Consider the following 21,169-nt stretch of genomic DNA (forward strand, 5'->3'; position numbering starts at 1 on the left):
GGCTGCCGGATGCGGCGCGTGTCCACCGAACCGGGGCGGTGCCGCGTCGGCCGCGGCCGGGGGCGTGCCGGGAGGAGGCGGGGGAGTCGGCCGGGGAATCCGGCCTGGTCCGGGCTGGCGGGGATCGCGACTCGGCATGACACTCCTGGCTCGTGGTAGGCACGAAGATTATCGCGATCCTCGCGAATCGCCCCGTCATGTCCTCCAAAAGGAGTACGGCGCCACGGCCCGGCGCTCACCCCGGAGACCGTTACACTACGACGCATGTGTCAACGACCGGCGCCGATGATCGCGCCCTCGATCCTGTCCGCCGATTTCGCCAACCTCGCCGCCGAGATCGCCGCCGTCGGCCCCTCCGAGATCGACCCCGGTGTCGACTGGGTGCACGTCGACGTGATGGACAACCACTTCGTCCCGAATCTGACCCTCGGCTTGCCGGTGGTCGAGTCGCTGCTCAAGGCCACCGACATCCCGCTCGACTGCCACCTGATGATCGCCGATCCCGGGCGCTGGGCGCCGCCGTACGCGGAGGCGGGGGCGTACAACGTGTCGTTCCACGCCGAGGCCACCGACGACCCGGTCGCCGTCGCCCGCGACATCCGCGCGGCCGGCGGCAAGGCGGGGCTGGGCATCAAGCCGGGCACCGAGCTGGCGCCGTACCTGGAGATCCTGCCCGAGTTCGACACCCTGCTGATCATGAGCGTGGAACCCGGCTTCGGCGGACAGAAGTTCATGCCGGAGGTCCTGCACAAGGTGCGTGAGCTGCGGAAGCTGATCGACGCCGAGGAGCTCAAGCTGCTCATCGAGATCGACGGCGGCATCGCCGCGAACACCATCGAGGAGGCCGCCGAGGCCGGCGTCGACTGCTTCGTCGCCGGATCGGCCGTCTACGGCGGCGACGATCCGGCCGCCCGGGTCGCCGAACTGCGCCGGCTCGCCACCGACGCCGCCGTCACCGTCTGACGCATGTCCGCCACCGCGATCGAGCGCGCCATGCGCCTGGCGATCGAGACCTCTAGGGGCGCACAGGGATTCAGCTCGCCGAACCCTCCGGTCGGTGCGGTGATCCTGGACGCCGAGGGCGGGGTCGCGGGTGTCGGGCACACTCAGCCGCCGGGCGGACCGCACGCGGAGATCGTCGCCCTGCGCGATGCGGGACGCGCCGCTCGCGGCGGCACCGCGGTGGTCACCCTCGAGCCGTGCAACCACACCGGCCGTACCGGGCCGTGCAGCGAAGCGCTCATCGACGCCGGGGTGACGGCGGTCCATTTCGGTGTGTCCGACCCGAATCCGATCGCCGCCGGGGGAGCGGAGAGCCTCCGGGCCGCCGACGTCACCGTGACCGGCGGCGTCCTCTCCGACGAGATCCGGCGGGGGCCGCTGCGGCCCTGGCTGTTCCGGCAGGCGCACGGCCGCCCCTTCGTCACCGCGAAGATCGCCGCCACCCTCGACGGCCGCATCGCCGCACCCGACGGCACCAGCCGGTGGATCACCGGGGCGCAGGCGCGCGCTCACGCGCACACCCAGCGGTCACGGCTCGACGCCATCGTCATCGGGACCGGGACGGCCCTCGCCGACGACCCGTCGCTCACCGCGCGGCGGCCGGACGGTTCGCTCTACGCCCATCAGCCCACCCGCGTGGTGGTCGGGCAGCGAGACCTGCCGGCCGGTGCGAAACTCCTCGACGACACGGCTCCGCTGGTCCAGGTCCGCTCGTACGATCCGCGCGACGTCCTCGACGCCGTCCCCGACGCCCTGTGGGTGCTCGTGGAGGGCGGTCCCGGCATCCTCGGTGCCTTCCTGGCCGCCGGTGTGGTCGACGAGGTCCAGTACTACCTGGCGCCGACGATCCTCGGCGACGGCTCCCCGGCCGTCCTCGACCGCACCGTCACCACCCTCACCCAGGCGCACCGCTTCCGTCGCGAGTCGGTGACCGAACTCGGCGACGACCTTCTGGTCACCCTGACCGCCCGGAACGAATCCGAATGATGTCGGCGCAGCACCGACCGCGCCGCTGATCTACGTCACAGTACGGTCAGCCGGCGCGGGTACCGCCTCAGTCGCTCTTGCCCCGGCGCCCGACGAACCAGCCGATCACGAAGCCGACGATCACGGTCACGGTGATGGTGAGCCACAGCGGCGAGTTGATGGTGACCCAGCCGATGGTCAGCGGCGTGTCGTTGGTGTTGGTGGCGATGAAGATGATGGCCAGGATCACCAGGATGATCGGCAGCCAGAACCGCTTGATGAAGACGCCGATGTCACGGCCGGCGCCCTTCGAGGCGGGCGGCTGCCCGGCGGGAATCTTTCCGGTGGGCGAAGTGGTCATGGCGTCCCCTGGGTGTCGTCGCGGTGACGCGCACGGGCTTTCGTGCGCTGTGCGTCTATCTAACACCGCAGGACAGCGCCGGAGCGCGCGCCACGACGGCGCGTCCGCGTGCTAGCGTCGGAGACAGAGTTCTCGGGGCGGGGTGCGATTCCCCACCGGCGGTGATGGAGGCGAGCGGCAGGTCCGTGAGCGTCACGAGCCCGCGAGCGCCCGTGCCAGCACGGGGACAGCAGATTCCGGTGAGATCCCGGAGCCGACGGTCACAGTCCGGATACGAGAGAACGGCAGCGCGGCACCGGGCCGCGACCTGTCCTCCCCGAGCGCGGATGCATGGAGGAGACGGGTGTTCACCGGAATCGTGGAGGAACGCGGCGAGATCGTCGCGCGCGAGGATCTCGACCGCGCGGCGCGGATCACCATCCGCGGCCCGCTGGTCACCAGCGACGCCGGATTCGGTGACTCGATCGCGGTCAACGGGGTCTGCCTGACCGTCGTCGAACAGACCACCGACACGTTCACCGTCGACGTGATGGACGAGACCCTGCAGCGCAGTTCCCTCGGCCGCCTGGCCCCCGGCTCCGCGGTCAACCTGGAGCGGGCGATGCCGGCCGGTGGGCGCTTCGGCGGGCACATCGTGCAGGGGCACGTCGACGGTGTCGGCACCATCGCGTCGATCTCGCCCACCGAGAACTGGACCGTCGTGCGGGTCGCCATACCCGCCGGGCTGGCGAGATACGTGGTGGAGAAGGGGTCGATCACGATCGACGGCACGTCGCTGACGGTGTCGGCGGTCGGCGACGACGCCGGCGCGCCCTGGCTGGAGGTCTCCCTGATCCCCACCACGCTCGCCGGAACGATCCTCGGCGTCGCGCAGGTGGGCGACCCGGTGAACCTCGAGGTGGACGTGATCGCGAAATATGTAGAACGACTGACCGGGGCGACGGCGCACGGCAGCGTGGTGAAGGAAGGCGAGTGAGGATGACTGACGAGACCGGCAAGGTGACGCTGGACAGCGTCGAACGCGCACTCGCCGACATCGCGGCCGGCAAGGCCGTGGTGGTGGTGGACGACGAGGACCGCGAGAACGAGGGCGATCTGATCTTCGCCGCCGAGAAGGCCACCCCCGAACTGGTGGCGTTCATGGTGCGATACACCTCGGGCTACGTGTGCGTGCCGCTGGAGAGCGCCGACTGCGACCGCCTCGGGCTGCCGCCGATGTACTCGGTGAACCAGGACAAGCACGGCACGGCGTACACCGTCACCGTCGACGCGCGCGAGGGCGTCGGCACCGGCATCAGCGCCGCCGACCGCGCCGTCACCATCCGGAAGCTCGCCGAGGCCGACGCGCAGGCGCACGACTTCACCCGCCCCGGACACGTCGTGCCGCTGCGCGCCAAGGAGGGCGGCGTGCTGCGCCGCCCCGGCCACACCGAAGCCGCCGTCGACCTGGCCCGGCTCGCCGGGCTGCGGCCGGCCGGCGCGATCTGCGAGATCGTCAGCCAGAAGGACGAGGGCCACATGGCGCACCTCGAGGAGCTGCGCGTCTTCGCCGACGAGCACGACCTCGCCCTCATCTCCATCGCCGACCTCATCGCGTGGCGGCGCCACCACGAGAAGCATGTCGTGCGCGTCGCCGAGGCCCGGATCCCCACCGAGTTCGGCGACTTCACCGCCGTCGGCTACTCCAGCCCGTACGACGACGTCGAGCACGTCGCGCTGGTGATGGGCGACGTCGCGGGACCCGACGGGGCGGGCGCCGACGTACTGGTCCGTGTGCACTCGGAGTGCCTGACCGGCGACGTCTTCGGATCGCTGCGCTGCGACTGCGGCCCGCAGCTGCACGCCGCGATGGAGGCCGTCGCGCAGGAGGGCCGCGGCGTGGTGCTGTACATGCGCGGCCACGAGGGCCGCGGAATCGGCCTGCTGCACAAGCTGCAGGCCTACCAGCTCCAGGATGCGGGCAGCGACACCGTCGACGCCAACCTGGCGCTCGGCCTGCCGGCCGACGCCCGCGACTACGGCATCGGCGCGCAGATCCTGGTCGACCTGGGCGTGCGGTCCATGCGGCTGCTGACCAACAACCCGGCCAAGCGCGTCGGCCTGGACGGCTACGGGCTCACCATCATCGACCGGGTGCCGATGCCGGTCCGGGCCACCAAGGAGAACCTGCGCTACCTGAAGACCAAACGCGATCGCATGGGTCACGACCTGCAGGGACTCGACGACGCGATCGAGAACGGAGCGGGCGCATGAGCGGCAGCGGAGAACCGACGCTCGAGCTGGCCGACGCCGGACGGCTGAAGGTCGCGATCGTCGCCTCGCAGTGGCACGAGCTGATCTGCACGGCGCTGCTCGACGGCGCGGTCAGCGCCGCCGCGAACGCGGGCGTCACCGATCCGACGGTCGTCCGGGTAGCCGGGGCGATCGAGCTGCCGGTGATCGTGCAGGCGCTGGCCCGCACGCACGACGCCGTCGTCGCGCTCGGCGTGGTGATCAAGGGGGAGACCCCGCACTTCGAATACGTCTGCGACGCGGTGACCGCCGGCCTGACCCGGGTCTCGCTCGACGAGTCCACGCCGGTCGGCAACGGCGTCCTGACCACCCTGAACGAGGCCCAGGCCATTAACCGGGCGGGTCTGCCCGGATCGTCGGAAGACAAAGGCGCGCAAGCGATGACGGCGGCCCTCGCGTCGGCGCTGGTGCTGGCCGGCCTCGCCGGCCGATGAACACCGCGGCGCCGGAGCAGCGGCCCGACACCGACGACGACTGGGTCTACGTCTACCGGCCCAAGGCGATCGTGCGGATCGTGATCATCGCGATCGTCGTGGTGATCGCCATTCACGTCACCTTCGGTCTGCTGCTCACCTGGCGGGACACCGGAGCGCCCGTCGGCTGGCAGGATCAGGCCGCGCTGATCACCATCGGCGTGGTGATCTCCTGCGTGCTGCTGCTCTTCACCCGTTCGCGGCTGCGCGTCGGCCCGCGGGGGATCGGCGTCCTGAACCTGGTGACCGAGCGGGTGTACGGCTGGGACGAGGTGACCGGCATGAGCTACCCGGAGAAGGCTCCGTGGGCCCGGCTGCTGTTCCCGTACGACGAGCACATTCCGGTGATGGCCGTGCAGGCCCGGGACGGCGACGCCGCCGTCGCCGCGATGCGGCGGGTCCGGGAACTCCAGCGCGAGTACCGCCCGCCCGCCGAGCCGACACCGGACCGGCCTGCCTAAGGGCTGGTCCGGCCCGGGCGGCGCCGCTATCTCGCGATCGATGCCGACAGCGGGATCCCGGCCTCGGCGGCGCGATGCTCCGCCGCTTCGAGCACCGCGGGATCGGTGCCCCGCGGCAGGACCAGCTCGAACTGCGGTGCGGTGACCGGCCGCTGCGAGTTCGCCCGCCAGCGCACCGGCGTGACCCCGGGCGGAAGCGCCGCGAGCACCTGCCGCAGCGGCCGCAGCTGCTCCACCGAGTCGCCGGCGTCGAAGCTCACCACACCCAGCGCGCCGACATCTCCGCTGGTCGCCGACACGTAGCGGACACCGGGCGGGTCGGTGCGCAGATAGTCGTTCAGCCGGTCCGCCGTCACGTACGGGTCGCCGCTGGTGCTGCCGCGCAGGTCGTGGATGAAGGTGTCGAGCGTGATCAGCCCCGGATCGGACGCGGCGAAGGCCCGCACGTCGGCGATCCGGCGCTCGAGCGCGGCGGGGGAGGTGTCGCCGAGCGCGCCGTCGCCGGTCCGGACGAACACCGACACCGTCGCGGGCGCCCCGCTGCCGTTGACCGCGGGGAAGTAGAACGACAGATTGTGGTGCGCGATCTTCCGCGCGACGCGGTGGTGTGTGATCTCGCTGATCGAGCGGGCCAGCTCGGCGTCGGAGAGGCCGTCTCGCAGATCCACCCGGCTGTCGGCGGAACCGCGCCCGGGAAGGTCGTTGTTGCCGCGGATCCGATGGCTCGCGACATCGTCGCGGCCGTCGAGGTACCGGCCGAACTGACTCGCAAACTCGGTGCCGGCGTTCATCTGACAGCTCGACAGCAGCAGGACGAGGGCGCTCGCGAGGACCCCGGTCACCGCAGCCCGGCTGCGGCGCCGGGCCGCGGGGCGCGGCGAGCGCGTCATGAGCACCAGTTTACCGTCGCCGGCCGCTACGGTTTCCCTATGATCCGTCCCACCCGATTCACCGGTCCCGTCGTGCCCAACGAACAGCCCGCCGAAGCGCTCACCGCCGGCCTCGCCGAACTCGATGAGCGGGTGTTCCGCGCCGTCGCCGACTCGCCGAGCCCGTTCCTGGACGCCGCGATGAAGCCGCTGTCGGCGGCCGCGGACAAGGGCAAGCTGTGGTTCGTGATCGCCGCCGCGATGGCCACCACCAAGTCGCCGTCGCTCCGGCGGGGTGCCGCGCGCGGCGTCGTGACCCTCGGCGTGACCAGTCTCATCGCGAACCAGGTGAGCAAGCGGGTGCACCCGCGGGTGCGGCCGGACACCGCCGGGATCGGGCTGCGCCGGCTGCGCCGCCAGCCGACGTCCAGCTCGTTCCCGTCCGGGCACTCGGCCAGCGCCGCGGCCTTCGCGATGGCCGTCGGCGTGGAGAACCGGCCGGCCGGATACCTGCTGGGCGGGCTCGCCGGACTGGTCGGCCTGTCGCGGGTGGCCACCGGCGCCCACTATCCGGGCGACGTCCTCGCCGGCTTCGCGCTCGGCGCCGGGATCGCGGTGCTGGGCGCGCAGCTGGTGAAGCCCGTCGACGACCACGCGATCACCGTGCCGCCGCCGCGCCGCCCGGAGCAGCGCCCCCGCCCGGACGGGGAAGGCCTGGTGATCCTGGTGAATCCGGCGTCCGGGGACGGCACCGGTGAGCGGGTGCAGGCGCAGATCGAGAAGGAGCTGCCCGCCGCGGAGATCGTCGACCTGTCGACGGCCGGGGACCTCGGCGACGTCGCCCGGGAGGCGGCGGCGCGCGCGGAGGTGCTGGGCGTGGCCGGCGGCGACGGCACCGTCGCCGCCGTCGCGCAGCAGGCGATTGAGTCCGGTCTGCCGCTCGCCGTCTTCGCGGCGGGCACCTTCAACCACTTCGCGAAGGACATCGGCGCCGAACACGTCGGGTCGACCGTCGACTACGTCCGGTCCGGCGAGGTCACCGACGTCGACGTGCTCTGGCTGAACGACGACCAGCTGATCCTGAACACGTCGAGCATCGGCGCCTACCCCGAATACGTGAAGGCGCGCGAGCGCTTTCAGCACAGCGCGAGCCGCCCGGTCGCCACCATCCGCGCCGGGCTGCACGTCCTCCGGCACAGCGAACCGGTCACGGTGGCGATGAACGGCGACGAGGTGCAGACCCTGTTCTTCTTCCTCGGCAACGGCATGTACGGCACCGCCGGATTCTTCCCGGGCCGCCGCACCCGCCTGGACGACGGCCTCATCGACGTCCGCTACCTGCGCACCGGGCACCGCTTCGAGACCGTCCGCATCGCCGCCTCGCTGCTCACCGGCCGGATCAAGGCGTCCAAGCTGTATCAGGAGGCGCAGGTCCCGGCTTTCGAGATCACCTCCGCCGCCCCGATCCGCGTCGCCCACGACGGCGAGGCCGGCGACGAGATGACCACCGCGTCGTACCGCCTCGGTTACCGCTCGCTGAGCGTGTACGGCACCAGCATCGTCCGGGAGGCGTGAGCCGGTGACGGCGTGGGTCGAGGTGCTGATCGCGATGGTCGACGGTCCGTCGGTCCCGGTGACCGGGGTGGTGGAGACCGTCGATGACGACGACGGCTTCCGGATGTGGATGGGTGAGATGCCGGTCTTCGTCGGCCTCCCGCCCGGTGCGGTGCGGGTGTGGCAGCACGGCCGCCGACTGCGCGTCGATCTGCCCGACGGGACGCCGGTGTTCCGCCGCGACGGCGAGCACGCGTGGCGGTTCGACCCGTCGGCGCCGGCCGAGCCACCGGTGCTGAGCCCGGGCAGCCGGGTGGAGTACACCGGGCCCGGCAGAGCGATCCTCGCCGTTCGGGACGCCAACGATTGGGCGCGCAGCGACGACTTCACCCGGCCCACGAAGAGACCGATCGAGGAGACCGAGTTCCTCGGCCGCCCGGCCTGGGCGGTGGAACTCGCGGCGCCGGAGCGCAAGCCGTATCCGATCCGGCTCGTGGTCGATCGGGAGACCGGCGCGGTGCTGGAGATGCGGAACGACGACGCCGGGGTCCGCGCGTCGTATGTGCGCTTCGCCACGGCGGACGTCGAACCCGGCTGGTTCCGCTACGACGGTCCGGTGACAGCGGTCGCCGAGCGCGACGCCGACCTGCGACGGGAGTGGGAGCAGCGGCGGAAGGCCGAACAGGACTGGTTCACCGAGCACGTCGGGCCGGCCGGGTTCGCGCTGCCGCTCACCGTGCCCTTCGGGCAGCTCAGCGTGCACCGCCGGGACGACGACGGCGGTTTCGAGGCGAGCACCCGCAGTGCTGCCGGGCACGTATCACTCAGCCTCGCCCGGCGGCCGCGATCATCGGAACCGTGGGATCTGCACTGGCCGGACGAGAGCACACGCTGGTCCGACGACGACTACGACTGGGCGGCCTGCATCCACGGCTTCCCATTGGATGCGGCGGCCGCCGTCCTCCGCCGCACCTTCGCCCGCCGGACCCCTGTCGGACCCGGCGACTAACCTGGGAACCGTGGCCGATCCGACGACCTACCGCCCGGCTCCGGGCACCATCCCGACCGACCCCGGCGTGTACAAGTTCCGCGACGCGCACGGGCGGGTGATCTATGTCGGCAAGGCCAAGAGCCTGCGGTCACGGTTGACGTCGTACTTCGCCGACCTCACCACGCTGCACCCGCGCACCCGGCAGATGGTCACCACCGCCGCCTCCGTGGAGTGGACCGTGGTGGGCACCGAGGTGGAGGCCCTTCAGCTCGAATACAACTGGATCAAGGAGTTCGATCCGCGCTTCAACGTCCGCTACCGGGACGACAAGAGCTACCCGATGCTCGCGGTCACCATGAACGAGGAGTTCCCGCGGGTCTTCGTCTACCGGGGCGCGCGCAAGCCGGGTGTGCGGTACTTCGGCCCGTACGCCCACGCCTGGGCCATTCGGGAGACCGTCGACCTGCTGACCCGGGTGTTCCCGGTGCGGACCTGCTCCAACGGGGTGTTCCGGCGCAACGCGCAGATGGGCCGGCCGTGTCTGCTCGGCTACATCGACAAATGCGCGGCGCCCTGTATCGGGCGGGTCGACGCCGCCGAGCACCGGGAGATCGCCGAGGACTTCTGCGACTTCCTGGCCGGCAAGACCGACACACTGATCCGCCGGCTGGAACGCGAGATGGGCGCCGCCGCCGAGGATCTGGACTTCGAGCGCGCGGCACGGCTGCGCGACGACCTGTCGGCCCTGCGGCGCGCCATGGAGAAGCAGGCGGTGGTGCTCGGCGACGGCACCGACGCCGACGTGATCGCGATGGTCGGCGACGAACTCGAGACCTCGGTGGCGATCTTCCATGTCCGTGACGGCCGGGTCCGCGGCGAACGCGGCTGGGTGGTCGAGGTGCAGGAGAACGCCACCCTGGGCGACCAGGTCGGGGCCTTCCTGCTGCAGTTCTACGGCGACGAGTCGGAGATGAGTTCCGGCATCCCGCGCGAGGTGCTGATCCCCGAGCTGCCCGACGACGCCGAGCAGCTCACCGCGTGGCTGTCCGAGCGCCGCGGCAGCCGGGTCTCGCTCCGGGTGCCGCAGCGCGGCGACAAGCGCACCCTGGCCGAGACCGTCGAACGCAATGCCGGCGAGGCCCTGACCCGGCACAAGCTCAAGCGGGCCGGTGACCTCACCACCCGCTCGGCCGCGCTCACCGAACTGCAGGAGGCGCTCGGCATGGACGACGCGCCGCTGCGCATCGAGTGCATCGACATCTCCCACGTGCAGGGCACCGACGTGGTCGCCTCCCTCGTCGTCTTCGAGGACGGCCTCGCCCGCAAATCCGACTACCGGCACTACTCGATCCGGGAGGCGGCCGGCGACGGCCACTCCGACGACGTCGCCTCGATCGCCGAGGTGACCCACCGCCGCTTCCTGCGCCATCGCAGCGATGCCGCGGACCGGGCGGGCGAGGCCGCGGCGGGGGAGACGGAGCCCGGGGAGGCCGCCGCCGACAACGGGGGCGACCTCGCGCCGGAAGCGGCCCTCGACCCCAAGACCGGCCGGCCGCGCCGCTTCGCTTATCCGCCGAACCTGTTCGTCGTCGACGGCGGGCAGCCGCAGGTGCACGCCGCCGCGGCCGTCCTCGACGACCTCGGGGTGACCGACGTGACGGTGGTCGGTCTGGCGAAACGACTGGAAGAAGTCTGGATTCCGGGCGACGATGAACCGGTGATCCTGCCGCGGAACTCCGAGGCGCTCTTCCTGCTGCAACGCATCCGCGACGAGGCGCACCGCTTCGCGATCGGCTTCCACCGGTCCAAGCGCAGCAAACGGATGACGGCGTCCGCGCTCGACGGGATTCCCGGCCTGGGACCCTCGCGGCGGACCGCCCTGGTGACCCATTTCGGCTCGGTCGCCAAGCTGAAACAGGCCACGGTCGACGAGATCGCGCAGGTCCGCGGGATGGGCAAGGCCACCGCCCGCACCGTCCACGAAGCACTCCACAGCGACACCCCCCACACCGACCTCAAGGAGAGGACCGCGCCGTGAGCGAGGCCGAGGCCCCCAGCGCCACCACCGTCCTGTTCGTCACCGGCATGTCCGGCGCGGGCCGGACGTCGGTCGCCAACGTGCTCGAAGACGACGGCTGGTACGTCGCCGACAACGTCCCGGTCTCGGTGATCGCCCAGGTGGTCGACGGAGTCCGCACCAGCGAGATCGGCGCGCAGAAGATCGCCATGGTGGTCCGCCCGACCGGCCCGACGTTCGCGGCCGACCTCGCCCATCTGCGGGCCGAGCTCGCCGACGGCGGGGCGCACACCGTGCTGCTCTTCGTCGACGCCTCCGACCCGGTCCTGATCCGGCGCTTCGAACAGGTACGACGCCGCCACCCGCTGCAGGGCAGCGGCACCCTGTCCGAGGGCATCGCCGCCGAACGGGCGATGCTCGCGGGCGTCAAGGCCGACGCCGAGACGCTGATCGACACCTCCGACCTCTCGGCGACCCGGCTGCGGACGATGGTGGCGCAGGTCTTCCCCTCGCAGACCGGACAGGGGCTCTCGATCGCCGTCCAGTCGTTCGGTTTCAAATACGGGCTGCCCATCGACTGCGACCTCGTCGCCGACGTCCGCTTCCTGCCCAACCCGTACTGGATCCCGGAGCTGCGCGAGCACAACGGCCGGGAGGCGCCGGTGCGCGACTACGTGCTCGGCCAGCCCGATGCGCTCGAGTTCCTGCAGCGCTACACCGAACTGGTCGACATCATCGCCCGCGGATACCTCCGCGAGGGCAAGAGCTACATGACCATCGGGATCGGCTGCACCGGCGGCAAACACCGCAGCGTCGCGATGACCGAGGAGATCACCCGGCGCCTCGCCGCGGAGACCGACACCGACGGCCGTCCGCGCTATGAGGTGGTCGCCTCCCACCGCGATCTGGGGCGCGAATGAAGGCGGTCGCGCTCGGCGGCGGGCACGGCCTCTACAACACGCTCACCGCCCTGCGCTACCTGACACCCGAGGTCACCGCCGTGGTGACCGTCGCCGACGACGGCGGGTCGTCCGGGCGCCTGCGGCACGAACTCGGCCGGATTCCACCCGGAGACCTGCGGATGGCGCTCGCGGCGCTGCTGTCGGCCCCGGCCGCGCTCGAGGCGCGCGGCGCCGTCGATCCGGCGTCCGCCGACCGCGCCCGGATGTGGGCCGATCTGCTGCAGCACCGCTTCGGCGGCAGCGGTGCGCTCGCCGGGCACCCGATCGGCAATCTGCTGCTGTCCGGCGTGGACGAGCGCTGCGACGACATCGTCGCCGCCCTGGACGCGCTGGTCGACCTGTTCGGGATCGACGGCCGGGTGCTCCCGATGGCCACCGAGCCGCTGGTGATCGAGGCCGATGTGACCGGCCTCGAGGAGGACCCGCGGATGAGCCGGGTGATCCGCGGGCAGGTCGCCGTCGCCACCACCCCCGGCGTGGTGCGGCGGGTGCGGGTGACGCCGGCCGAACCGTCGTCGTGCACGCAGGCCGTCGAGGCGATCGGCGCCGCGGATCTGGTCACTCTCGGGCCGGGTTCCTGGTTTTCCAGTGTGATCCCGCACGTGCTGGTGCCCGAGCAGCTGGCGGCGCTGCGTGCGACGCCGGCCCGCAAGGTGCTGGTGGTGAATCTGGCCAACGAGCCGGGGGAGACCACCGGGTTCTCGGTGGAACGGCACCTGCACGTGCTCGCCGCGCACGCCGGCGGCTCCCTGCGCTGCGACGACATCCTGGTCGATGCCGCCTCGGTGCCGGCCGGACGCGAACGCGAGCACCTGGAGCGGGCGGCAGGCGAGTTCGGGGCGCGTCTGGTGATCGCCGATCTCGGACTCCCCGGACAGGATGTGCACGACCCGGTCAAGGTGTCCGCGACGCTCGGTGCGCTCCTGCACGACCGGAGGTGAGGCCGCGACGTCCCCCCGGAAGGAGAGACAGGAGAGACGGTATGGAAGTCATAACTGACCGCACGGTAAGCTTTGACGAGAGTTGCTGGACGAGTGGCACGAAGGAGGCTTGGTCAGGTTGGCCATGACAGGCGCGGTGAAGGACGAATTGAGTCGTCTGTCGGTGGCGCAACTGAGTTGCCGGAAGGCGGAAGCCGCGGCGCTCCTGCGGTTCGCCGGGGGATTGCACATCGTGGCCGGACGGGTGGTGGTCGAGGCGGAGGTGGATCTCGGGAACGTCGCCCGCCGGCTGCGCCAGGAGATCCACGATCTCTACGGCTACCCGTCCGAGGTGCACGTGCTCCGGTCGGGAGGACTCCGCAAGAGCGCGCGATACATCGTGCGCGTCAGCAAGGACGGTGAGGCGCTCGCCCGCCAGACCGGGCTGCTCGATCCGCGTGGCCGCCCGGTGCGCGGGCTGCCCGCGCAGGTGGTCGGCGGCAGCGTCGGCGACGCCGAGGCCGCCTGGCGCGGTGCGTTCCTGGCGCACGGTTCGCTGACCGAGCCGGGCCGGTCGTCGTCCCTCGAGGTCAGCTGTCCCGGACCGGAGGCCGCCCTGGCCCTGGTCGGTGCGGCCCGGCGGCTCGGCGTGGTGGCCAAGGCCCGCGAGGTACGCGGCAGCGACCGCGTGGTGATCCGCGACGGCGAGGCCATCGGCGCACTGCTGACCCGGATGGGCGCCAACGAGACCCGGCTGGTGTGGGAGGAGCGCCGCATGCGGCGCGAGGTCCGGGCCACCGCGAACCGCCTCGCCAACTTCGACGACGCCAACCTGCGCCGCTCGGCGCGTGCCGCGGTCGCCGCGGCCGCGCGCGTGGAGCGCGCCCTGGACATCCTCGGCGACGAGGTGCCCGACCACCTAGTGGCCGCGGGCCGCCTCCGCGTCGAACACCGGCAGGCATCCCTGGAGGAACTGGGCCAGCTCGCCGATCCGCCGATGACCAAGGACGCGGTGGCCGGCCGGATCCGGCGGCTGCTGTCCATGGCGGACAAGAAGGCCCGCCAGGAGGGCCTGCCCGACACCGAATCCGCGGTGACCCCCGAACTCCTCGACGAAGCGTGAACATAATGACCGACCCCACCGCGGCCGCGCAGACCTGCCACGTGAGCCGTCGCATCCTCAACGACCGCCGCCCGGTCGGCTACATGGTGCGCGACGAACTCGGCTGGAGTTTCCTGGCCGGTGACGAGACCCAGGAGTACGTCGACACCCCGGAGAACCTCGCGGTGCTCGCGCTCGCCGAGATCGGCGTGTGGGACCCGGCGGTCACGCCGCACCTGTCGTCACCCGTCGGCACCGCGCTGGTCCGTGCCGGCGACGGCTTCGTGCCGGAACAGACACGAGGTACCGGCCCCATCGCACCGGCGCCCGTCCCGGCCGGCCTCAACCCGGACTTCCCGGTGGTCAGCGGGCCGCTGCCGCTGTCTCCCGAGTGGGAGATCACCCTCGACCGGCCGGTGAACCGCCGCGTCGAGGACGGCACGCTGGTGCTGTGGCGGCCCGGTTTCACGGCCCGGCTCACGCTCTGGCGGCGCGACGACGGACAGGACGCCGCGGCGAGCCTGGCACGGCTGCTGGCGGGTGCCTCCCCGGATCGCTACGACGAACGGACGTGGTTCGCGGATCAGGTCCGGTATGCCGGTTTTCGCCTTCACGAGCCGGAGACCGGTGCCGGCGCCGACTCGTTCTACGGCTTCGCGGTCGGACCGTCGAAGTTCGTGCAGCTGGCGGTCTCCTTCGACGACGAGTCCGAGCTCGCCGCCGCCGGAATGCTGCTCGGTTCGGCGCGGGTGCGCACCGAGCGGGCGTGACGCACACCGCATCGGGACCTTCTGCTGAAGAGCGGGCGGCCTGCCACTAGGCTGGACGCAGTGGGCCGGACATTCCCACCGGCTCTCCCACTCTGCTAAGGAGCACAACGTGACCGTTCGGGTAGGCATCAACGGATTCGGCCGCATCGGCCGCAACTTCTTCCGTGCCGTGCTGGCGACGAATGCCGCCGGCACCACCGACATCGAGATCGTCGCGGTCAACGATCTGACCGACATCAACACCCTGGCTCACCTGCTGAAGTTCGACTCGATCCTGGGCCGCCTGCCCGAGGACGTGTCGGTCGACGGCGACGAGATCGTGGTCGGCGACAAGCGCATCAAGGCGCTCGCGCTGCGCGAGGGCCCGGCCGCGCTGCCGTGGAAGGACCTCGGCGTCGACGTCGTCGTCGAGTCGACCGGTATCTTCACCGGCCGCGACGCCGCGCAGGGCCACCTGGACGCCGGCGCGAAGAAGGTCATCATCTCGGCCCCGGCCAGCGATCCGGACATCACCATCGTGATGGGCGTCAACGACGACCAGTACGACGGCAGCCAGAACATCATCTCGAACGCCTCGTGCACCACCAACTGCCTCGCGCCGTTCGCCAAGGTCCTGCACGACAACTTCGGCATCAAGCAGGGCCTGATGACCACCGTGCACGCCTACACCCAGGACCAGAACCTGCAGGACGCACCGCACAAGGATCTGCGCCGCGCCCGCGCCGCCGCGATCAACATCGTGCCGACCTCGACCGGTGCCGCCAAGGCCATCGCGCTGGTGCTCCCGGACCTGAAGGGCAAGCTCGACGGCTACGCCCTGCGCGTGCCGATCCCCACCGGCTCGGTCACCGACCTCACCGTGGAGCTGGAGAAGGCCGCCACCGCGGAGGAGATCAACGCCGCGATGAAGGCCGCCGCCGAGGGCCCGATGAAGGGCATCCTGAAGTACTACGACGCGCCCATCGTGTCCAGCGACATCGTCACCGACCCGCACAGCTCGCTGTTCGACGCCGGCCTCACCAAGGTGATCGGCAACCAGGCCAAGGTCGTCTCCTGGTACGACAACGAGTGGGGCTACTCCAACCGCCTCGCCGACCTGGTCACCCTCGTCGGCAAGTCGCTGTAAGCCCGATGGCTGTACGCACTCTCAAAGACCTTCTCGCCGAAGGAGTCTCGGGTCGCGGCGTGCTGGTCCGGTCGGACTTCAACGTGCCGCTGGACGGCGGCGAGATCACCGATCCGGGCCGCATCCTGGCCAGCATCCCGACGCTGCGTCAGCTGGTCGACGCCGGTGCCAAGGTGATCATCACCGCGCACCTCGGCCGTCCGAAGGGCGAGCCGGACCCGGCGCTGTCGCTGGCTCCGGTCGCCGCCCGCCTCTCGGCGGAACTGGGCCGCAACGTCCAGCTCGCCGGTGACACGGTCGGCTCCGACGCGCTCGCGCGCGCCGAGGGCCTGACCGACGGCGACGTCCTGCTCCTGGAGAACATCCGCTTCGATCCGCGGGAGACCTCCAAGGACGAGGCGGAGCGCACCGCGCTGGCCCGCGAACTGGTGGAGCTGGTCGGCGACGACGGCGCGTTCGTGTCCGACGGCTTCGGCGTGGTCCACCGCAAGCAGGCCTCGGTGTACGACGTGGCGAAGCTGCTGCCGTCGTACGCCGGTGACCTGGTGGCCACCGAGGTGGACGTCCTGCAGCGGATCACCACCGACGTGGAGCACCCGTACGCGGTGGTCCTCGGCGGGTCCAAGGTGTCCGACAAGCTCGCCGTCATCGAGGCCCTGGCCCCCAAGGTCGACACCCTGGTGATCGGCGGCGGCATGGCCTTCACCTTCATCAGGGCGCAGGGCAGCCCGGTCGGCGACTCGCTGCTGCAGGAAGACATGATCGACACCTGCAAGGACCTGCTCGACCGGTTCGGCGACGTGATCCACCTGCCGCACGACATCGTGGTGGCCGACAAGTTCGCCGCCGACGCCGGCACCTCGATCGCGTTCACCCGCGACGGTTTCACCGAGGGGATGGGCCTGGACATCGGCCCGGGCAGCGTCGAGCGTTTCTCGGCCGTGCTCCGCGGCGCCAAGACGGTGTTCTGGAACGGCCCGATGGGTGTCTTCGAGTTCGAGAAGTTCTCCACCGGTACCCGCGGCGTCGCCGAGGCGATCGCCGCGGCCACCCAGGACGGCGCGTTCAGCGTGGTCGGCGGCGGTGACTCGGCCGCGGCCGTGCGGTCGTTCGGCCTGCCGGATTCGGCGTTCTCGCACATCTCGACCGGCGGCGGTGCTTCGCTGGAGTATCTCGAGGGCAAGGAACTCCCGGGGCTCGCCGTACTGGAAGTGGGGAACTGATGGCCGCCGCACGCAAGCCGCTGATCGCGGGCAACTGGAAGTGCAATCTCAACCACTTCGAGGCCATCGCGCTGGTACAGAAGATCGCCTTCGCGCTGCCCGAGAAGTACTTCGACAAGGTCGACGTGACGGTGCTCCCGCCGTTCACCGACATCCGCAGCGTGCAGACGATCGTCGACGGCGACAAGCTCCTGCTCACCTACGGTGCGCAGGACGTGTCCGAGCACGACTCGGGTGCCTACACCGGTGAGATCAGCGGCGCCTTCCTGGAGAAGCTCGGCTGCACCTACGTCACCGTCGGCCACTCCGAGCGCCGCACCCTGCACGGCGAGACCGACGAGGTGGTGCTGGGCAAGGCCAAGGCCGCGCTCAAGTACGGCCTCACGCCGATCGTCTGCATCGGTGAAGGGCTCGACGTCCGCGAGGCCGGCGAGCACGTCGCCTACAACGTCGCGCAGGTCAAGGCGTCGCTGGCCGGTCTCACGGCCGAGCAGATCAGCAAGGTGGTCGTCGCCTACGAACCGGTCTGGGCCATCGGCACCGGCCGGGTCGCGAGTGCGCAGGACGCCCAGGAGGTGTGCGCGGCGGTGCGTGCGGCGCTCGCCGAGATCTCCGACGCGGCCACCGCGGCCGGGGTGCGGGTCCTGTACGGCGGCAGCGTCAACGCCAAGAACGTCGGCGAGATCGTCGGGCAGCCCGACGTCGACGGCGCCCTGGTGGGCGGCGCGTCGCTCAAGGCGGACGAGTTCGCGCAGCTGTGTGCGATCGCCGCGGGCGGGCCGTTGCTCTGATCGGGCGGTTCATCGCGTAGACTGTGGCAGGTTGCCCCTTCGGGGGCGCCTGCCACAGTCATTTCACCGAACAGGATTCTCGCCTCGTGGAACTCGCACTCTTCATCGGCCTGGCCATCACCAGTGTGCTGCTGATCGTTCTCGTGCTGCTGCACCGGGGCAAGGGCGGCGGCCTGTCGTCGCTGTTCGGCGGCGGCGTGCAGTCGAGCCTGTCCGGTTCGTCGGTGGTCGAGAAGAACCTCGACCGGGCGACCATCTTCATCGGGCTGATCTGGTTCATCATGATCGTGGGCGTGGGCCTGAACATCAAGTACTCGTAGCGCGGTCGCGCGCCGATCGAGCCGCAGAGCCGGGACGCTCCCCCTCGGGGGAACGTCCCGGCTCTCGTCGTCCGGCCCCTGCGACTGGCCGGTCACCCTGCGCCCCGGGAGGGACGGGACGATACTGGGACCCATGGCCGACTTCCCGATCCCCGATCCCGCCGCCATCGACCGCGCACTCCGTACTCCGATGATCGAGCGCATCCGCATCATCGACTCCGGCCGGGCGGCCACCGAGCCGCTGCGGGAGGACATCCGTTTCCTCGGCGGCCTGCTCGGCGACGTGATCAAAGCGCACGCCGGGGAGGAGACCTTCGCCCTGGTCGAGAGCTCGCGCCGGGATGCGTTCGCGATCCGCTACTCCGAGATCAGTCGCGACGACCTGGCGGCGCGGTACACCACGCCGACCGTCCGCGAATTGATGGCGGTGATCCGCGCCTTCTCCAACTTCGCGCTGCTGGCGAACCTGGCCGAGGACCTGCACCGGGAACGACGGCGCCGCATCCACCTGCGTGCCGAGGATCCGCCGCAGCCGTCGAGCCTGGCCCGGACCTTCGAATCGCTGGCCGCGGCCGCGCTGCCGGCGGCCGCGGTGGGCCGCGCCCTGGCGCACGCCGCGGTGGTGCCGGTGATCACCGCCCACCCGACCGAGACCCGGCGGCGCAGCGTGTTCGACGCGCAGAACCGCATCACCGAATTGATGCGGGTGCGGGCCCGCACCGAGCTGACCCCCGCCGAACTGGACCGCATCGACCGCGACATCTACCAGCAGATCCTGATGCTCTGGCAGACCGCGCTGATCCGCCTGCGCCGGCTGACCATCAGCGACGAGATCACCACCGGTCTGCGCTACTACGACGCCTCCTTCTTCGAGGTGGTGCCCCGGCTGAACCGCGACGTCCGCGCCGCGCTGACGGCGGCCTATCCGGACGCCGGTCTCGACGGCCTCTCGATGATCACGATGGGTTCGTGGATCGGCGGCGACCGGGACGGCAACCCGTACGTGACGGCCGAGGTGGTGGCCGAGGCGACCACCAAGGCGGCCGTCGCCGCATTGCGGCACCACCTGGACGAGCTGACCCGGCTCCGGCAGGAACTCGCCATGTCGGCGCGCCTGGTGGCACCGATCACCGACGATCTGCGCGCGCTGTCCGGCCGTGCCGCGGACCACGACGACGAACCGTTCCGGTCGGCACTGCACACCGTCTCGGCGCGCCTGGTGGCGACCATGCTCGAGCTGCTCGGACCCGAATACCTCTCGGCGACCGAGATGTCGTGGGTCGACGGGCACGCCGCGTACACCGGGCCCGGCGAGCTGCTGGCCGACCTCGATGTGATCGATGCGGCGCTGCGGGCCGTCGTCGACGACACGGTGGCCGACAACCGCCTCGGCGCCCTGCGGGAGGCGGTGCACACCTTCGGGTTCCATCTGTCGGGCCTGGACATGCGGCAGAACTCGGAGACGCACGAGCAGGTGGTCGCCGAGTTGCTGGCGTGGGCCGGGGTGTGCGACGACTACGCCGCGCTCGACGAGGCCGCCCGGGTGGCGCTGCTGTCCGAGGAATTGACCTCCCGGCGGCCACTGACGACGCCCGAGGCGCCGCTCAGCGAACTGGCGGCCAAGGAACTCGGGGTCGTCCGGGCGGCCGCGCGGGCCGTGGAGCGATTCGGCCCGGCGGCCGTGCCCACCTACATCATCAGCATGTGCCAGTCGGTGTCGGACATGCTCGAAGCGCTGGTGCTGCTGAAGGAAGCGGGGCTGTACGGCCTCGATACGGCGGGCCGGCCGTCGTCGACGGTGCGGGTGGTGCCGCTGCTGGAGACCATCGAAGACCTCCAGTCCGGTGCCGGGATCATCTCGGCCGCCTGGGACCTGCCGTTCTACCGGACTCTGGTCGACGCCCAGCACGGGGCGCAGGAGATCATGCTCGGCTACTCGGACTCGAACAAGGACGGCGGCTACCTAGCGGCGAACTGGGCGCTGTACCGGGCCGAACTCGACCTGGTCGCCGCGTCCCGGAAGGCCGGGATCGCGCTGCGCCTGTTCCACGGCCGCGGCGGGACCGTCGGCCGCGGCGGCGGACCCAGCTACGACGCGATCCTCGCCCAGCCGCCGGGCGCCGTGCAGGGGTCGCTGCGGCTCACCGAACAGGGCGAGATCATCGCGGCCAAGTACGCCGAGCCGGTCGGCGCCCGCCGCAACCTGGAGACGCTGCTGGCGGCCACCCTGGAGTCGACGCTGCTCGACATCGAGGGCCTGGACGACTCCGCGGAGGCCTACCGGGTGCTCGACGAGCTCGCGGCGCTCGCGCGGGCGTCGTACAGCGACCTGGTGCATCACACGCCCGGCTTCGTCGAGTACTTCACCGACTCGACGCCGCTGTCGGAGATCGGCGCCCTGAACATCGGGAGCCGGCCGACGTCCCGGAAGCAGACCACCGCGATCTCGGATCTGCGGGCCATCCCGTGGGTGCTGTCGTGGACGCAGTGCCGGGTGATGCTGCCCGGCTGGTACGGCACCGGCAGCGCCTTCGCCACCTGGATCGGCGACGACGACGGGCGGCTCGCGCAGCTGTCCGAGTACTACCGGACCTGGCCGTTCTTCCGGTCGGTGATGAGCAACATGGCGCAGGTGCTCGCCAAGTCGGATCTGGGGCTGGCCGCGCGCTACGCCGACCTGGTGCCCGATGCCGATCTGCGCGCGCGGGTCTTCGGGATGATCGCCGTCGAACACGAGCGGACGCTGGAGATGTACACCAGGATCACCGGCACCGACGACCTGCTCGCCGACAACGACGCGCTCAAACGGTCGGTGTACAACCGCTTCCCGTATCTGGAACCGCTGAATCTGATGCAGATCGAGCTGCTCCGCCGGTTCCGCGGCGGTGAGGACACCCCGGAGATCCGCCGCGCCATCCAGCTGACCATGAACGGCCTCGCGACCGCGCTGCGGAACAGCGGGTAGTCCA

General features: G+C 71.1%; 20 protein-coding genes and 1 riboswitch. Of the genes, 18 read left to right on the forward strand and 2 right to left on the reverse strand.

Features of this window, described 5'->3' with window-relative positions; translation table 11 throughout:
- The first annotated feature begins 264 nt into the window (after window positions 1-264).
- Together rpe and ribD are read left to right on the forward strand one after the other, a co-directional pair.
- Window positions 265-963: a ribulose-phosphate 3-epimerase gene (rpe, locus tag ACSEEN_RS03415; protein WP_440712307.1), complete on the forward strand. Its 699-nt coding sequence runs from the start codon at window positions 265-267 to the stop codon at window positions 961-963.
- A 3-nt stretch (window positions 964-966) separates the two neighbouring features.
- Entirely contained in the window at window positions 967-1,989 is a 1,023-nt protein-coding gene (gene ribD, locus ACSEEN_RS03420; protein WP_247863581.1) for a bifunctional diaminohydroxyphosphoribosylaminopyrimidine deaminase/5-amino-6-(5-phosphoribosylamino)uracil reductase RibD, read from the forward strand.
- A gap of 67 nt (window positions 1,990-2,056) precedes the next feature.
- On the opposite strand, the gene ACSEEN_RS03425 is transcribed toward ribD, so the two are convergent.
- The gene (locus tag ACSEEN_RS03425) at window positions 2,057-2,329 is read right to left on the reverse strand and encodes a Z-ring associated ZapG family protein (protein ID WP_247863580.1); all 273 of its coding nucleotides are present in this window, start codon (window positions 2,327-2,329) and stop codon (window positions 2,057-2,059) included.
- A 124-nt stretch (window positions 2,330-2,453) separates the two neighbouring features.
- Window positions 2,454-2,616, forward strand: a riboswitch (FMN riboswitch).
- Between the two features lie 56 nt (window positions 2,617-2,672).
- Between ACSEEN_RS03425 and ACSEEN_RS03430 the strand changes: the two genes are divergently transcribed.
- The 4 genes from ACSEEN_RS03430 to ACSEEN_RS03445 are packed head-to-tail and all read left to right on the forward strand — an operon-like array spanning window position 2,673 to window position 5,555.
- Complete coding sequence (locus tag ACSEEN_RS03430; protein ID WP_247863579.1) at window positions 2,673-3,305, forward strand: riboflavin synthase; 633 nt, start codon at window positions 2,673-2,675, stop codon at window positions 3,303-3,305.
- Between the two features lie 2 nt (window positions 3,306-3,307).
- Window positions 3,308-4,582, forward strand: coding sequence for a bifunctional 3,4-dihydroxy-2-butanone-4-phosphate synthase/GTP cyclohydrolase II (locus ACSEEN_RS03435; RefSeq protein WP_247863578.1), 1,275 nt, complete (start codon window positions 3,308-3,310; stop codon window positions 4,580-4,582).
- Window positions 4,579-5,055: a 6,7-dimethyl-8-ribityllumazine synthase gene (ribH, locus tag ACSEEN_RS03440; protein WP_247863577.1), complete on the forward strand. Its 477-nt coding sequence runs from the start codon at window positions 4,579-4,581 to the stop codon at window positions 5,053-5,055. Before ACSEEN_RS03435 ends, ribH begins: the two co-directional genes overlap by 4 nt.
- Window positions 5,052-5,555: a PH domain-containing protein gene (locus ACSEEN_RS03445; protein WP_247863576.1), complete on the forward strand. Its 504-nt coding sequence runs from the start codon at window positions 5,052-5,054 to the stop codon at window positions 5,553-5,555. Before ribH ends, ACSEEN_RS03445 begins: the two co-directional genes overlap by 4 nt.
- A gap of 26 nt (window positions 5,556-5,581) precedes the next feature.
- Here the strand turns inward: ACSEEN_RS03445 and ACSEEN_RS03450 are convergent, their stop codons facing one another.
- The gene (locus ACSEEN_RS03450) at window positions 5,582-6,445 is read right to left on the reverse strand and encodes a hypothetical protein (RefSeq protein ID WP_298443881.1); all 864 of its coding nucleotides are present in this window, start codon (window positions 6,443-6,445) and stop codon (window positions 5,582-5,584) included.
- Window positions 6,446-6,484: 39 nt separating this feature from the next.
- Between ACSEEN_RS03450 and ACSEEN_RS03455 the strand changes: the two genes are divergently transcribed.
- From ACSEEN_RS03455 to ppc, 12 genes are all read left to right on the forward strand, one after another.
- Window positions 6,485-7,999 (forward strand): bifunctional phosphatase PAP2/diacylglycerol kinase family protein, encoded by a 1,515-nt coding sequence (locus tag ACSEEN_RS03455; RefSeq protein ID WP_440712308.1) that lies wholly within the window; start codon window positions 6,485-6,487, stop codon window positions 7,997-7,999.
- A 4-nt stretch (window positions 8,000-8,003) separates the two neighbouring features.
- Entirely contained in the window at window positions 8,004-8,987 is a 984-nt protein-coding gene (locus tag ACSEEN_RS03460; protein WP_440712309.1) for a hypothetical protein, read from the forward strand.
- A 10-nt stretch (window positions 8,988-8,997) separates the two neighbouring features.
- Entirely contained in the window at window positions 8,998-11,007 is a 2,010-nt protein-coding gene (gene uvrC, locus ACSEEN_RS03465) for an excinuclease ABC subunit UvrC (protein ID WP_440712310.1), read from the forward strand.
- Window positions 11,004-11,906, forward strand: coding sequence for an RNase adapter RapZ (gene rapZ / locus ACSEEN_RS03470; protein WP_371307802.1), 903 nt, complete (start codon window positions 11,004-11,006; stop codon window positions 11,904-11,906). Before uvrC ends, rapZ begins: the two co-directional genes overlap by 4 nt.
- Window positions 11,903-12,889 (forward strand): gluconeogenesis factor YvcK family protein, encoded by a 987-nt coding sequence (locus tag ACSEEN_RS03475; protein ID WP_298443889.1) that lies wholly within the window; start codon window positions 11,903-11,905, stop codon window positions 12,887-12,889. The genes rapZ and ACSEEN_RS03475 overlap by 4 nt, the downstream gene beginning before the upstream one ends.
- 124 nt (window positions 12,890-13,013) lie before the next feature.
- The gene (gene whiA, locus ACSEEN_RS03480) at window positions 13,014-13,991 is read left to right on the forward strand and encodes a DNA-binding protein WhiA (RefSeq protein ID WP_247863570.1); all 978 of its coding nucleotides are present in this window, start codon (window positions 13,014-13,016) and stop codon (window positions 13,989-13,991) included.
- A 5-nt stretch (window positions 13,992-13,996) separates the two neighbouring features.
- Window positions 13,997-14,740: an immunity protein Imm33 domain-containing protein gene (locus tag ACSEEN_RS03485; protein WP_247863569.1), complete on the forward strand. Its 744-nt coding sequence runs from the start codon at window positions 13,997-13,999 to the stop codon at window positions 14,738-14,740.
- A 109-nt stretch (window positions 14,741-14,849) separates the two neighbouring features.
- Window positions 14,850-15,866: a type I glyceraldehyde-3-phosphate dehydrogenase gene (gene gap, locus ACSEEN_RS03490; protein ID WP_247863568.1), complete on the forward strand. Its 1,017-nt coding sequence runs from the start codon at window positions 14,850-14,852 to the stop codon at window positions 15,864-15,866.
- Window positions 15,867-15,871: 5 nt separating this feature from the next.
- The gene (locus tag ACSEEN_RS03495) at window positions 15,872-17,089 is read left to right on the forward strand and encodes a phosphoglycerate kinase (protein WP_247863567.1); all 1,218 of its coding nucleotides are present in this window, start codon (window positions 15,872-15,874) and stop codon (window positions 17,087-17,089) included.
- A complete protein-coding gene (gene tpiA, locus ACSEEN_RS03500; RefSeq protein ID WP_247863566.1) occupies window positions 17,089-17,880 on the forward strand; it encodes a triose-phosphate isomerase in 792 nt (263 codons plus the stop codon). Before ACSEEN_RS03495 ends, tpiA begins: the two co-directional genes overlap by 1 nt.
- A gap of 86 nt (window positions 17,881-17,966) precedes the next feature.
- Window positions 17,967-18,200 carry a preprotein translocase subunit SecG gene (gene secG, locus ACSEEN_RS03505; RefSeq protein WP_247863565.1) on the forward strand — a complete coding sequence of 78 codons (234 nt, stop codon included), beginning with the start codon at window positions 17,967-17,969 and terminating at the stop codon, window positions 18,198-18,200.
- 133 nt (window positions 18,201-18,333) lie between these two features.
- Complete coding sequence (ppc, locus tag ACSEEN_RS03510; RefSeq protein ID WP_440712311.1) at window positions 18,334-21,165, forward strand: phosphoenolpyruvate carboxylase; 2,832 nt, start codon at window positions 18,334-18,336, stop codon at window positions 21,163-21,165.
- The last annotated feature ends 4 nt before the right edge of the window (window positions 21,166-21,169 follow it).

It is taken from the genome of Gordonia marina (assembly GCF_052036135.1).
GTDB lineage: Bacteria > Actinomycetota > Actinomycetes > Mycobacteriales > Mycobacteriaceae > Gordonia.

Excerpts from the sequence above, each read along its gene's own strand:
- ACSEEN_RS03435 (WP_247863578.1), top strand. The coding sequence starts at position 3,308 with ATGACTGACGAGACCGGCAAGGTGACGCTGGACAGCGTCGAACGCGCA.
- tpiA (WP_247863566.1), top strand. The coding sequence starts at position 17,089 with ATGGCCGCCGCACGCAAGCCGCTGATCGCGGGCAACTGGAAGTGCAAT.
- ACSEEN_RS03455 (WP_440712308.1), top strand. The coding sequence starts at position 6,485 with ATGATCCGTCCCACCCGATTCACCGGTCCCGTCGTGCCCAACGAACAG.
- ACSEEN_RS03495 (WP_247863567.1), top strand. The coding sequence starts at position 15,872 with ATGGCTGTACGCACTCTCAAAGACCTTCTCGCCGAAGGAGTCTCGGGT.
- ACSEEN_RS03485 (WP_247863569.1), top strand. The coding sequence starts at position 13,997 with ATGACCGACCCCACCGCGGCCGCGCAGACCTGCCACGTGAGCCGTCGC.
- whiA (WP_247863570.1), top strand. The coding sequence starts at position 13,014 with ATGACAGGCGCGGTGAAGGACGAATTGAGTCGTCTGTCGGTGGCGCAA.
- ribD (WP_247863581.1), top strand. The coding sequence starts at position 967 with ATGTCCGCCACCGCGATCGAGCGCGCCATGCGCCTGGCGATCGAGACC.
- ppc (WP_440712311.1), top strand. The coding sequence starts at position 18,334 with ATGGCCGACTTCCCGATCCCCGATCCCGCCGCCATCGACCGCGCACTC.
- ACSEEN_RS03450 (WP_298443881.1), bottom strand. The coding sequence starts at position 6,445 with ATGACGCGCTCGCCGCGCCCCGCGGCCCGGCGCCGCAGCCGGGCTGCG.
- ACSEEN_RS03475 (WP_298443889.1), top strand. The coding sequence starts at position 11,903 with ATGAAGGCGGTCGCGCTCGGCGGCGGGCACGGCCTCTACAACACGCTC.
- ACSEEN_RS03445 (WP_247863576.1), top strand. The coding sequence starts at position 5,052 with ATGAACACCGCGGCGCCGGAGCAGCGGCCCGACACCGACGACGACTGG.
- ribH (WP_247863577.1), top strand. The coding sequence starts at position 4,579 with ATGAGCGGCAGCGGAGAACCGACGCTCGAGCTGGCCGACGCCGGACGG.
- ACSEEN_RS03425 (WP_247863580.1), bottom strand. The coding sequence starts at position 2,329 with ATGACCACTTCGCCCACCGGAAAGATTCCCGCCGGGCAGCCGCCCGCC.
- rpe (WP_440712307.1), top strand. The coding sequence starts at position 265 with ATGTGTCAACGACCGGCGCCGATGATCGCGCCCTCGATCCTGTCCGCC.